Source organism: Xanthobacter cornucopiae (genome assembly GCF_043195065.2).
In the GTDB taxonomy this organism is placed as follows: Bacteria; Pseudomonadota; Alphaproteobacteria; order Rhizobiales; family Xanthobacteraceae; genus Xanthobacter.
Genome location: NZ_CM195531.1, coordinates 3523571 through 3536215, shown reverse-complemented (window position 1 = coordinate 3536215; position 12645 = coordinate 3523571). Strand labels below are relative to the sequence as shown.

At 71.2% G+C, this 12645-nt stretch carries 9 protein-coding genes; 2 read left to right on the top strand and 7 right to left on the bottom strand.

The genetic code is table 11. From position 1 onward, the window contains the following. Positions 1 to 75: 75 nt before the first annotated feature. The 7 genes from mraY to V5F53_RS15620 all read right to left on the bottom strand — a co-directional run bounded on the left by mraY (position 76) and on the right by V5F53_RS15620 (position 8375). Positions 76 to 1161: a phospho-N-acetylmuramoyl-pentapeptide-transferase gene (gene mraY / locus V5F53_RS15650; protein WP_393994937.1), complete on the bottom strand. Its 1086-nt coding sequence runs from the start codon at positions 1159 to 1161 to the stop codon at positions 76 to 78. A 3-nt stretch (positions 1162 to 1164) separates the two neighbouring features. Continuing rightward, positions 1165 to 2604 (bottom strand): UDP-N-acetylmuramoylalanyl-D-glutamyl-2,6-diaminopimelate--D-alanyl-D-alanine ligase, encoded by a 1440-nt coding sequence (locus tag V5F53_RS15645; protein ID WP_393994938.1) that lies wholly within the window; start codon positions 2602 to 2604, stop codon positions 1165 to 1167. Further along, positions 2601 to 4163, bottom strand: coding sequence for a UDP-N-acetylmuramoyl-L-alanyl-D-glutamate--2,6-diaminopimelate ligase (locus tag V5F53_RS15640; protein ID WP_393994939.1), 1563 nt, complete (start codon positions 4161 to 4163; stop codon positions 2601 to 2603). Before V5F53_RS15640 ends, V5F53_RS15645 begins: the two co-directional genes overlap by 4 nt. A gap of 83 nt (positions 4164 to 4246) precedes the next feature. Continuing rightward, positions 4247 to 5944 (bottom strand): peptidoglycan D,D-transpeptidase FtsI family protein, encoded by a 1698-nt coding sequence (locus V5F53_RS15635; protein WP_393995404.1) that lies wholly within the window; start codon positions 5942 to 5944, stop codon positions 4247 to 4249. 283 nt (positions 5945 to 6227) lie between these two features. After that, positions 6228 to 6863: a cell division protein FtsL gene (ftsL, locus tag V5F53_RS15630; RefSeq protein ID WP_393994940.1), complete on the bottom strand. Its 636-nt coding sequence runs from the start codon at positions 6861 to 6863 to the stop codon at positions 6228 to 6230. Positions 6864 to 6867: 4 nt separating this feature from the next. Next, the gene (rsmH, locus tag V5F53_RS15625) at positions 6868 to 7905 is read right to left on the bottom strand and encodes a 16S rRNA (cytosine(1402)-N(4))-methyltransferase RsmH (RefSeq protein WP_393994941.1); all 1038 of its coding nucleotides are present in this window, start codon (positions 7903 to 7905) and stop codon (positions 6868 to 6870) included. After that, entirely contained in the window at positions 7902 to 8375 is a 474-nt protein-coding gene (locus V5F53_RS15620) for a division/cell wall cluster transcriptional repressor MraZ (RefSeq protein ID WP_393994942.1), read from the bottom strand. The genes rsmH and V5F53_RS15620 overlap by 4 nt, the downstream gene beginning before the upstream one ends. 435 nt (positions 8376 to 8810) lie before the next feature. On the opposite strand from V5F53_RS15620, the gene V5F53_RS15615 reads away from it, so the two are divergent. Both V5F53_RS15615 and V5F53_RS15610 read left to right on the top strand, forming a co-directional pair. Beyond that, positions 8811 to 10442, top strand: coding sequence for a M10 family metallopeptidase (locus tag V5F53_RS15615; protein WP_393994943.1), 1632 nt, complete (start codon positions 8811 to 8813; stop codon positions 10440 to 10442). Between the two features lie 32 nt (positions 10443 to 10474). Beyond that, positions 10475 to 12622 (top strand): CHASE2 domain-containing protein, encoded by a 2148-nt coding sequence (locus tag V5F53_RS15610; RefSeq protein WP_393994944.1) that lies wholly within the window; start codon positions 10475 to 10477, stop codon positions 12620 to 12622. Positions 12623 to 12645: the final 23 nt, after the last annotated feature.

Below are 12645 nucleotides of genomic sequence, written 5' to 3'. Positions count from 1 at the left end.
GCGCGGGCGATCGCCGGTCGAAGGGCGGGGCCCGGCGGAGCGTGTCCGCAGGGCCCATGTCCTCACTATAGCTCCTTACCGCAGCTTCAGGGTGGCGAGGCCGATCAGGGCCAGCACCACGGCGATGATCCAGAAGCGGATCACCACCTGGGGCTCGGTCCAGCCGAGCTGCTCGAAATGGTGGTGGATGGGCGCCATCTTGAACACGCGCTTGCCGGTGAGCTTGAACGAGGCCACCTGCACGATCACTGACACCGCCTCCAGCACGAACAGGCCGCCCACCACCGCCAGCACGATCTCGTGCTTGGTGGCCACCGCCACCGTGCCGATGAGGCCGCCCAGCGCCAGCGAGCCGGTGTCGCCCATGAACACCTGGGCCGGGGGCGCGTTGAACCACAGGAAGCCCAGGCCGGCGCCCATGAGCGCGCCGCAGATCACCGCCAGCTCGCCGACGCCGGCCACGTAGTGGATCTGCAGATAGTCGGCGAACACCACGTTGCCGGAGAGATAGGCGATGAGGCCGAAGGTGCCGGCCGCGATCATCACTGGCACGATGGCGAGGCCGTCGAGCCCGTCGGTCAGGTTCACCGCATTGCCGGCGGCCACCACCACGAAGCCGCCGAAGATGACGAAAAAGATGCCCAGGTCCAGCAGCAGGTCCTTGAAGAAGGGAAACGACACCGAGGTGGCGAGGCCGGGCTTGCCCACGTTCATGACCACCACCACCGCGACCCCGGCGATCACCCCCTCGATGGCGAGGCGGGCCTTGCCCGACAGGCCGTTGTGGGTCTGCTTGGTGACCTTCAGGTAGTCGTCGTAGAAGCCGATCATGCCGAAGCCGAGGGTGACCAGCAGCACCACCCAGACATAGGGGTTGGCGAGGTTCGACCACAGCAGCGTCGCCACCACGATGCCGGACAGGATCATGAGCCCGCCCATGGTCGGCGTGCCCTTCTTGGTCAGCAGGTGGGATTGCGGCCCGTCGGTGCGGATGGGCTGGCCCTTGCCCTGCTTCAGCCGCAGGGTCGAGATCATCGACGGGCCGAACATGAACACGAACAGCAGCGCCGTCACCACCGCCCCGCCGGTGCGGAAGGTGATGTAGCGGAACACGTTGAACGCGGGAAACGACTGGTGGAACTCAGCTAGCCACTGAAGCATGGGTCATCCTTCGAGGAGCGCGTCCTCGCTCGTGCGGAAGCGGTCGGAGAGGCTCTTCACCAGGGGCCCCATGCGGCTGCCGTTGGAGCCTTTCACCATGAGCGTGTCGCCGGCGCGCAGCGCCGCCGCCACCATGGGCTCCAGGTGGGTGGCATGGTGGGCATAGCCGCCGCGCCGGTCCGGCGGCAGCTCCTGCCAGAGCGCATGCATGAGCGGGCCGCAGCAGAACACCTGATCGATGCGGCCGTCCTTCACCGCGCTGGCCAGGCCGGCATGCATGGCGGCGGCGCCCTCGCCCAGCTCCAGCATGTCGCCCAGCACGGCGATGCGCCGGCCGCGCGACCCCACCGGGGTGCGGCTCAGCACGTCGAGGGCGGCGCGCATGGAGGCGGGATTGGCGTTGTAGCTCTCGTCGATGAGGGTGGCGGGGCCGCCTTTCAGCGCCAGCGTGATCGGCACGCCGCGCCCGGGCGGCGGCTTGAGGTGGCCAAGGCCGATGGCCGCCAGCGCCAGGTCGGCCCCCAGCAGCCGGGTCGCCGCCAGCACCGCAAGCGCGTTCTGCACGATATGGCGGCCGGGCATGGGCACCTTGAGGGTGACGCGGGTGCCCATCACGTTGGCCACCATCACCGAGCAGGCCGGCTGCAGCGACACCGTTTCGAGCCGCACATCGGCGCCCTCGGCCGCGCCGAAGGTGACGATGCGGGCGACGCCCTTGGCCGTGGCGGCCGCCTTGAGGCGGGGGAACAGCGGGTTGTCGAGGTTCAGCACGGCGGTGCCGCCCGGCTCCAGCCCGTCGAAAATCTCCGCCTTGGCGTCGGCGATCTCCTCGATGCCGGAGAACTGGGCGATGTGCACCGGCTCCACGGTGGTGATGACGGCCACCTGGGGCCGCACCAGCCGCACCAGCGGCGTGATCTCGCCGGGGTGGTTCATGCCGATCTCGAACACGCCGTAGCGGGCGGTCTGCGGCAGCCGCGCCAGCGACAGCGGCACGCCCCAGTGATTGTTGTAGGAGGCGGCCGAGGCGTGGGTCTCCCCATCCGCGCCGAGCGCCAGGCGCAACGCCTCCTTGGTGGTGGTCTTGCCCACCGAGCCGGTGACCGCGACGATGCCCGCCGCCGTGCGGGCGCGGGCGGCGCGGGCGAGGTCGGTCAGCCCGGCGAGCACGTCGTCCACCAGCAGCAGCGGGGCGTCGGGCGGGAAGCGGTCGGCCCGCGCGCGCGCCACCACCGCCACGGCGGCCCCGGCCTTTAGCGCCCGGTCCACGTAATCATGGCCGTCGGTGTTCTCGCCGGTGATGGCGAAGAAGGCGTCGCCCGGCGCCAGGGTGCGGCTGTCGATGGAGATGCCGGAGACCTCGCCCACCGGGCCGCGCGCGGTGGCGGACATGGCGGCGGCGATCTCGTCGGGACGATAGAGGCGGCGGGCGCCGATGGTCATGCTCGAACCTCCGCGAGTGCGGCGAGGACTTCCGCCGCGTCCGAGAACGGATCCGTGCGGTCGCCGATAATCTGGCCGGTTTCATGGCCCTTGCCCGCCACCACCAGGGCGTCACCCGGTTCCATCAGCGCCACGGCGGCGCGGATGGCTGCGCGCCGGTCGCCGATTTCGCGCGCTCCGGGCGCGGCGGCCAGGATCTCGGCGCGGATGTCGGCCGGCGCCTCGCTGCGGGGGTTGTCGTCGGTGATGATGACGAGGTCGGCCTTCTGCGATGCGATTGCGCCCATGATGGGGCGTTTGCCCCGATCGCGGTCGCCGCCGCAGCCGAACACCACCATGAGCCGACCGGTGACCGCTCCGCGCAGGGTGTCGAGCACCGCGGCCAGGGCCTCCGGCTTGTGGGCATAGTCCACGAACACCGGCCGGACCGGGTCGTCGCCGATGCGTTCCAGGCGGCCCGGCACGCCCTTCAGGTGCGCCAGCGCGCCGAGCGCCTCCGCGCGCCCGGCGCCGCAGGCGATGGCGAGGCCGGCCGCCACCAGGGCATTGTCGGCCTGGAACCGGCCGGCGAGGGGCAGCGCGATTTCCAGCCCGCCGCCGAAGCGGATCAGCTGGCCGGCGCCGGCCGGCGTCACGTCCAGCACCTCGATGGTGGCGCACGAGAAGTCGTCGCCGAAACTCACGGTCTTCAGGCCGCGCGTCTCGGCCCAGGCGAGGGCGGTGGCGGCATAGGGCGCGTCCAGCACGCCGACCGCCGTCGCGTCCGGCGGCAGCAGCTCCGTGAACAGGCGCAGCTTGGCCTTGAAATAGGCCTCCACCGTGGGATGGTAGTCCAGATGGTCGCGGCCGAGGTTGGTGAAGGCGCCGGCGGCCAGCCGCACGCCATCGAGCCGCCGCTGGTCCAGCCCGTGGGAGGAGGCCTCCAGCGCCATGTGGGTAATGCCGGCGCCTGCCAGCCGGTCAAGGGTCGCGTGCAGTTCCACCGGATCGGGAGTGGTGAGGCTGCCATAGGTGGCGCCGTCCGGCGTGATGAGGCCGATGGTGCCCAGATAGGCGGCCTGATGGCCGAGATGGGCCCAGATCTGGCGCAGGAAATAGGCCACCGAGGTCTTGCCGGCGGTGCCGGTGACGGCGGCGATCACCGCCGGCTGGCGCGGATAAAAGCGCGCCGCCGCCAGCGCCAGCGAGCGGCGCACGTCGAGGGAGAAGGCGAAGGTGACGCCCCGGGGCGTCTCGATGAGGCCGGCCGTGGGCTCCATCACGATGGCGATGGCGCCCCGGCGGATGGCGTCGAGGATGTAGCGGCCGCCGTCCTCGTGGGTGCCGGGCACCGCCACGAACAGGAAGCCCGGCTTCGCCTTGCGGCTGTCCGCCGTCACCCCCGTGATGCGCTGGTCGGCGCCATGGGCGGACAGGATGCGGGCGTGACCGCCGAGGAGCGATCCGAGGGTCTGGACGGTCGTCGGAGCCTCCTGTGTTCGGTATTGGCGCCGCCGGCTCCCGGCGGTCGAGCCATCGGCGTCTCGCGTCCCGATGCGGCAACCGGTGTTCTTTGGCATCGGGCCGGTGGGTTGTCACGCCCGCCGGTTGCAGGGGAGGTCGGCGCGGATGGCGGGGCCGGCGGGGCGTCCGTCCCGGCCGGTCACTGCCGCTCCGCCACCTTCGGCGAGGCGTTGCGCAGCATCTGGTCGGCGGTGGGCAGGTTCTGGCGCGGCGCCACGTTCAGCATGGGGGCGATGCGCTCCACGATCTTGCCGGCGGTGGGGGCCGCGTTCCAGCCGGAGGTGGCAAAGCCATAGGTTTCGGACGTGGCCTTGGGCTCGTCCAGCATCACCAGGATCAGGTAGCGCGGCTTGTCCATGGGGAAGACGGCGGTGAAGGAGGTGAGCAGCTTGTTCTTGGCGTAGCGCCCGTTCACCACCTTCTCGGCGGTGCCGGTCTTGCCGCCCACCATGTAGCCGGCCACGTCGGCCTTCTTGGCGGTGCCCTTCTCGGCGTTGAGGCGCATGATGTAGCGCATCTTGTCGGAAGTCTCGGTCTTCAGCACCCGCGCCGCCACCTTCTGCGCTTCGTCCTGGTCGCGCTTGAGGAAGGTGGGGGGGATGAGGTAGCCGCCGTTCACCATGGAGTTCACCGCCATCACCGCCTGCAGCGGCGCAACGGAAAGGCCGTGGCCGAAGGCGATGGTGGCCGAGTTCAGCTCGCCCCAGCGCTTGGGCACGATGGGTTCGGAGCTTTCCGGCAGCTCGGTGCGCAGCCGGTCGAGCTGGCCCATCTTCTTCAGGAACACCTTGTGCGCCTCCACGCCCAGCGCCAGCACCATCTTGGCGGTGCCGATGTTGGACGACACCAGGAAGATTTCCGGCACCGTGAGGATGCGGTTCTCAGCGTGGTAGTCGGAGATCTTGAAGCGGCCGAAATGCAGCGCGCCGCGGGCGTCGAAGGTGGAGTTGAGGCCGATCTTGCCCGAATCGAGGGCCATGGCGAACGACATGGCCTTGAAGGTGGACCCCATCTCGTACACGCCGGTGGTGAGGCGGTTGAGATAGGCGTCGTCCTTGGGGTTGCCGGGCACGTTGGGGTCGAAGTCCGGCAGCGACACCAGCGAGATGATCTCGCCGGTGTTCACGTCCGTCACCACCGCCATGGCGTGCAGGGCCGAGAACTTCTCCTTGGCGCGGATCAGCTCGTCGCGCACCGCGTGCTGCACCCGCATGTCGATGGACAGCTCCACCGGCGCCTGCTGGCGGTCGGTGGCGAAGCCGGCCAGGTGCAGGTCGGCCAGGCCGCGTCCGTCGATCCACTTCTCAAGGCCGGAAATGCCCTGGTTGTCCACGTTCACGCCGCCGATGACGTGCGACAGGATCGGCCCGTCCGGATAGATGCGGCGGTTCTCCTTCAGGAAGCCGATGCCCGGCAGGCCGAGGCGATGGATGGCGCGCTGCTGGGCCGGCGTGATCTCGCGCTTCAGCCAGGCGAAGCCCTTGCCGGAATTGAGGCGCTTGCGGGTCTCCTCCACGTCGAGGTCGGGCAGGATCTTGAGCAGGCCTTCCAGCGCCTCGTCGGGATCGATGAGGCGCTTGGGCTCGGCGAACAGCGACGGCGACTTGACGTCGATGGCGATGATGTCGCCGTTGCGGTCGACGATGTCCGGTCGCGCCGAGGCGACTGCGTCCGCGCCCCGCCCGCGCGAGGCGCCGGGATCGGAGGTGAGGGCGAGGTGGGTGAGCTGGGTGGCGATGGCCAGGAACACCAGGCAGAATGCGCCCATCACCAGCTTGATGCGGCTGCGGGCGACGGCCTCCGGGCTGCCGCGGTCGAGGCCGAACAGGCCGCGCATGGCGCGCCGCCCGCCGCGATAGGCGGCGGCGCCGAGGCGGGCCACCGCGCGCCCGAAGGCGCCGGCGATGCCCATGCCGGCGGCGCCGAGGGCGGCGCCCGATCGCTGCGCGCCATGCCCCAGGGCGCGGCCGGACAGGATCAGCGCGCCGTTGAGCGCATCCGCGATGGAGGCCTTCGGTTCCGGCGGCATCGGCGCGCGCGCCTCCACCGGGGGCAGATCGGAGGCGGCGGGGCCGGCGTCGGACGGGGTGTCGGAAGGGGTCTTGGTCATCGCAGCCTCGTCAACGCCCGCTCAGGAAGCCTTTGAAGAAGGTGGCCACGGGTGACCCGTCGGCCTCGGTTTCCGCGGCTGCGGACGGCGGCGGCGCGGCGGCGGCCGGGCGCGGCGGCACCGGGCGCGGCGTGATGGAGCCGGTGGTGGCCGGCGCCGCCACCGCGGCCACGGGCGTCGCCGGCGGCTTCGGCGCCGGCTTGGGCCGGATCGCCGAGGTGGCGGGAATGCTGGCGGCGCCGGCATTGCCGGTGGCGGCGGGGGCGCCGCCATTGGGGGTCGGGCTCGACGCCCTGCCGGTGGAGGAGGTCACCAGCGGGGCATCCTCCAGCGCCTCGATGATGCCGCCGATGCCGTCGCCGGCATTGGCCGCCTTGGAGGGCAGGTCGTCGAGGGACGAGATCGATTCCACGTCGAGCCGCTTCAGGTCGAGATGCCGCTCCACCAGCCCCTGGATATAGAAGGGCGAGGTGCGCCGCGCCCATTCGGCGCGCATCACGGCAATCGCATCGCGTTCCTTGCGGATCGACGCGCGCAGGGTGGCCAGCCGCTCGGCCTCCGCGGTGGAGGCGTATTTGAGCTGGTACACCACCGCGGCGGTCAGCAGGAGCGCGCCGACCATCACGATGTTGGCGACACGAAGCATTCTCTCAACGTCTCCGCCCATGCCGTTGCGGTGAGGGGGCGGGTAGCAGCCCCATCAGGTCACCGCCCGGATGCGCCGGAGCGAGCGTGCGTTCGGCCGCGCGAAGCTTCGCGGACCTGGCGCGCGGGTTCTCTGCCACTTCGTCGGGACCGGGCTCCACGGCGCCCTTCGCCACCAGGCGGAAGGCGGGCTCCGGCCCCTCCGCATGCGGCAGATGGCGCGACGCGGACGGTGCCTTTACCCTGTTTGCCAGAAAAGTCTTAACGATCCTGTCTTCCAGCGAGTGGAAGGTGACGACCACCAGCCGCCCGCCCGGCTTCAGCACCCGCTCGGCGGCGGCCAGGGCCCTGGCGAGCTCGTTCAGCTCCTCGTTCACGGCGATGCGCAGGGCCTGGAAGGTGCGCGTCGCCGGATGCATCTCCCCCGGCTTCGCCCACACCACCCGGCCGACGATCTCGGCGAGCTGCCCGGTGCGGGTGATGGGCGTCTCCGCGCGCGCCTTGACGATGGCGCGGGCGATGGCCCGCGAGTGCCGCTCCTCGCCCAGCGACCAGATGACGTGGGCGAGGCTGACCTCGTCCAGCTCCGCCACCAGGTCGGCGGCGGAGGGGCCGGTGTCGCCCATGCGCATGTCGAGCGGCCCGTCGCGGCGGAACGAGAAGCCGCGCTCGGCCTGGTCGAGCTGCATGGAGGACACGCCGATGTCGAGCACCACCCCGTCGAGGGGGGCGAGGCCGGCTGCGGTGGCGAGGTCGTCGAGCGCCGAGAAGCGGCCCTGGACCAGCCGCAGCCGCCCGCCGGACGCGGCGATGAGGGCCTGCCCGCCGGCGATGGCGGTGGGGTCGCGGTCGATGGCCAGCACCCGGCAGTCGGCCGCGGCCAGGATGGCGCGGGTGTAGCCGCCCGCGCCGAAGGTGCCGTCCACGTAAGTGCCGGCATCCTTCGGCGCGAGATGCGCGAGAACCTCTCGCAGCATCACGGGAAGATGACGGGCCAGTCCGCCAACGGCGTCGGCGGGGCCGACCCCGTGGCCCGTCGTCATTCCGCGCTGCTCCCAGGGTTCCCGGTGCGGGAGCCGATGGCCTTGCGCAACTCGCGCACCCTGTGGGTGGCCTCCGCGAGATGCGTCTTCAGCCGCTCCGGTTCCCAGATTCGAAACTTGTGTCCGAGCCCCACGAACGCGACCTGGTCGGCGATGCCGGCATGGGCCTTGAGCGTGTCGCTCAGCACCACCCGGCCTTCCGGGTCAATGCGCAGGGTCTCGCTGGTGCCGTACAGGGCGGCGGCCAGCTCCTCCCGTTCCTCGGAATAGGGCGGATAACGGTCGATCAGCGCGTCGATCTCGCCGATCAGCCGGTTCCCGCCCGCATCCAAGGCGGGCTCGGCAAGGCTCGGGTGGCAGTACAGGCCTTCCGCGCCATCCTTCAGCAGCACCGCCCGGTAAGGCGCGGGGATGGACACCCGGCCCTTGGCGTCGAGACGCATCGTGTATGTGGACACGAAGCGGTCCATGGCCCGGGAGTGCCTTCCATTCCGCGGGCACCTCGACAGAGGACGCGCCCTGCGACGGCCAGGCGGCCGTCCAACATGTTCTTGGGTATTGATGGGTTAACATGGGAAATCATGGGCCGTCAATGGAACGGCATGGGCGAGGGCGGGCAGGGGCCCTCCGGCGCTTGTCGCGCGGCGGCTCGGCTGACGGCGTTGCCGCGGCTGTGTGGCGTGGCGTCACGGGCGGTCCGATCCGGTTCTCCCTGGCCGCGCTGGACCGTGGCCGCTGATGGCGCGGCGCCCGCTGCCGCCGGCGTGCAGACGCCCGGCCATCCATGGCGCGCCGGCGCGAATGTGGTAGGACTTGGGCTGGGGCTTGGGCCGGCACTTAGACTGCGACTTAGGCTGCGACTTGGGCGGAGCTGCTTCAAAATCGTCGGGAGCTGGGAGAGGGCGATGTCGATCACCGATGCAGGGGCATTCGAGGCGACCGGGAGCGGCGTGGCGCGGGCCGCGCTGCCGACCTATTCGGTGCAGGAGATCGCCGACTACATCCAGTACGGCCCGGACGGCAGCGAGTTCCTGATGATCGACGCCGGTGACCAGCCGGTCACCGTCAACCTCAAGGGCCTGAGCGCCGACCGCGCCGACCTGGCCCGGCTGGCGCTGGCGACCTGGAGCGATGCGTGTGGCCTGACCTTCACGGAAACCAGCGGCGCCGCCCTCATCTCCTTCGACGACACCGATTCCGGCGCCTATTGCAGCTATTCCTATTCCGGTACCACCATCACCTCCGCCGACATCAATGTGGAGGCGGACTGGGACGACGGTTCCAGCGACGTTGACAGCTACGCCTTTCAGACCTTCATCCATGAGATCGGCCACGCGCTGGGCCTGTCGCATGCGGGGCCCTACGACGGGTCCGCCAGCTATCCCGCCGATGCCGCCTATGCCAACGATTCCTGGCAGATGACGGTCATGTCTTATTTCGACCAGGAGGAGGCGGGGCAGGGCAGCTGGCGCACGGTCGCAACCCCCATGATGGCCGACATCCTGGCGGTGCAGAGCGTCTATGGCAGCGCCGGCACCCGCACCGGCAGCACCACCTACGGCTTCAATGCCAACACCTCCGGCCTCACCGGCCTGCTCTACGATTTCGATAATTTCTACGAAGCCCCGAGCTTCACCATCGTTGACGACGGCGGCATCGACACCCTGGATGCCTCCGGCTATGCCGACGACCAGTATATCGACCTCAGGGGCGGCACCTATTCCGACATCGGCGGCCTCGTCGGCAATATCGGCATCTATCTCGATACCGTCATCGAGCGCGGGATCGGCGGCAGCGGCGACGACACCCTCATCGGCAATGCCGCAAACAACATTCTCACCGGCAATGCGGGTGCCGACGAGCTGCGCGGCGGCCTCGGCAATGACACGCTGAACGGGGGCGCTGGTGCCGATGCCATGTATGGCGGCGCCGGCAACGACACCTATGTGGTGGATTCCCTTGCCGACACGGTGCGTGAGTCGGCGGGCGCCGGCATCGACACGGTGCGCACCGGCCTGTCGCGCTATACCCTGGGCAGCAATGTGGAACGGCTGGTCCACACCGGCGCGTCGTCCTTCACCGGCACCGGCAACAGCCTCGCCAACATCCTCACCGGCAGCACCGGCAAGGATCGCCTGTACGGCGGCGCCGGCAACGACACCCTGTACGGGGGCGGCGGCAACGACGTCCTGGTGGGCGGGCGCGGGGCGGATGTGCTCAGCGGCGGGGCGGGTGGCGACACCTTCGTCTATGAAAGCATCGCCGATTCCACCCGCACCGCCTATGATCGGGTGATGGGGTATTCGGCCAGCGCCGGCGACCGCATCGACCTCTCGGCCATCGATGCCGACACGGTCAGCGGCTCCGCCAACGACGCGTTCGTCTTCATCGGATCGGCGGGCTTTTCCGGCGCCGCCGGCGAGCTGCGGTTCATCAACGGAACCCTCCAGGGTGACGTCAACGGCGACCGGCGGGTCGATCTCCAGATCGCCCTGACCGACATTTCCAGCTTCTCCCGCGCCAGCATCATCCTCTAGGCGGCGCGCTCCACCGCCAAGGAGGCCGGCCCATGCGCGCCCCGCGCCTGTACTGGCTCGCCACCTGCGGCGCGCTCGCGCTCGCGCTGCTGGCGCTGGCCCTGGACCCGCCCGGGCTCGCCGAGGCGCGCAACGACCTGTTCGACGCCTATCAGCGCGCCGACCCGCGCCCGTTCCACCCCGACATCCCGGTGCGCATCGTCGATATCGACGATGCCGCGCTGGCGGCGGTGGGCCAGTGGCCGTGGCCGCGCTCCACCCTGGCCCGGCTGGTGGAGCGCCTGGCCTCGAACGGGGCGGCGGCGGTCGCCTTCGACATGCTGCTGGCGGAGCCGGACCGGCTCGACGCGGCGGCGGTGACGGCGCGGCTGCCGGAGCCCGCCCGGGCCCTCCTGCTCGAGGCGCTGGCCGGACTGGAGAGCAATGACGCCGGCCTGGCGCGGGCCCTGTCCATCGGGCCCGCGGTCCTCGGCGCCGTGCTGACCCAGGGGGGCGGCGCCTATCCGGTGAAGTGGGGCATGGCGGTGGCCGGGGCGGACCCGCTCCAGGCGGTGCCGCGCTTTTCCGGGGCGGTGGGGCCGCTGCCGGAGCTGGCGGCGGCGGCGGCCGGCATCGGCGCGCTCAACTGGCTACCCGACCGCGACCAGGTGGTGCGCCGGGTGCCGCTGGTGCTCGAGCGCGAGGGAACCTTGGTGCCGGGCCTTGCCGCCGAGGCGCTGCGGGTGGCGCAGGGTGCGCCCGGCTACCTGCTGCGGGCCACCGGCGCCTCGGGCGAGGCGGCGTTCGGCGCGGCGCCGGGCCTGGTCTCGGTCCGCATCGGTGCGCTCGCGGTGCCCACCGATGCCACCGGCGCGGTGCGGGTGCGGTTCGGGCCCAGCGATCCGCGGCGCTTCCTGTCGGCCGCGGCGGTGCTCGATGGGCAGGTGCCGGCGGCGGAGGTGTCCGGCCGCATCATCCTCATCGGCACCAGCGCTGCCGGGCTGAAGGACACCCGCGCCACGCCCCTCGACGCCGCGGTGCCGGGGGTGGAGATCCAGGCCCAGCTCATCGAGCACCTGCTGTCCGGCGCGCGGCTGGTGCGGCCCGACTGGGCGCGCGGCGCCGAGCTGGCGCTGGCGGCGCTGCTGGGGCTGGCCATGGCGGCGGGGCTGCCCCGGGTGCCGGCCTGGAGCGCTGGCCTGTGCGGGGCGGCGGTGTTCGGGCTGCTGTTCGCCGGCTCCTGGTTCGCCTTCCGCGACGGCGCGGTGCTGCTGGACCCGCTGGGGCCGGCGGGGGGCGTGCTCGCGGTCTATGGCGTCGGGGTGCTCGCCCTCTATCGGCAGGAGCAGCGGCAGAAGCGCTGGGTGCGCTCCGTGTTCGGCCGCTTCGTGGCGCCGGCGGTGGTGGAGCGCCTGGCCGCGGCGCCGGACCGGCTGGAACTGGGCGGGCAAACCCGGGACCTCACCATTCTGTTCTGTGACCTGCGCGATTTCACGACGCTCTCGGAGACCATGGACGCCCAGGCGCTCACGCGCTTCATGAACGGTTACCTCACGCCCATGACCGAGGTGGTGCTCGCCCACGGCGGTACCATCGACAAATATATCGGCGACGCCATCATGGCGTTCTGGAACGCGCCCCTGGACGATCCGGCGCACGCCCGCAACGCCGCGGCGTGCGCGCTGGCCATGGTCCGGCGGCTGGAGGCGCTCAACGCCGACTGGCGGCGCGCGGCGGAGGCCGCGGGGCGGGCGTTCCAGCCGGTGCGGTGCGGGGTCGGGCTGGCCACCGGGCCATGTTGCGTGGGCAACCTGGGCTCGACCCAGCGTCTGGAATATTCCTGCCTTGGCGACGATGTGAACCTCGCCTCACGCATCGAGGGCGCCACCAAATCGTTCGCGGCCGACATCCTGGTGTCGCAGGCCACGCGCGCGGCGGCGCCGGACCTCGCCTTTCTGGAAGCCGGCGCGCTGACGCTGAAGGGCAAGTCGCTGCCGAGCCGCCTGTTCCTGCTGGCGGGCGACGCCGCCTTTGCGGGCTCGGCGGCGTTCGCGGCCCTCTCCACCACCCATGCGGCGCTGCTGGCGGCCGTCGCCGCCGGCGATCAGGCATCCGCCGGACGCCTCGCCGAGACCGCGGCCGGTCTCTGTCCCGAGCGGCTGCGGCCGTTCTATATGGACCACGCGCGCCGGGCCGGCTGACGGCCGGCGCCGGCGCGATGTGC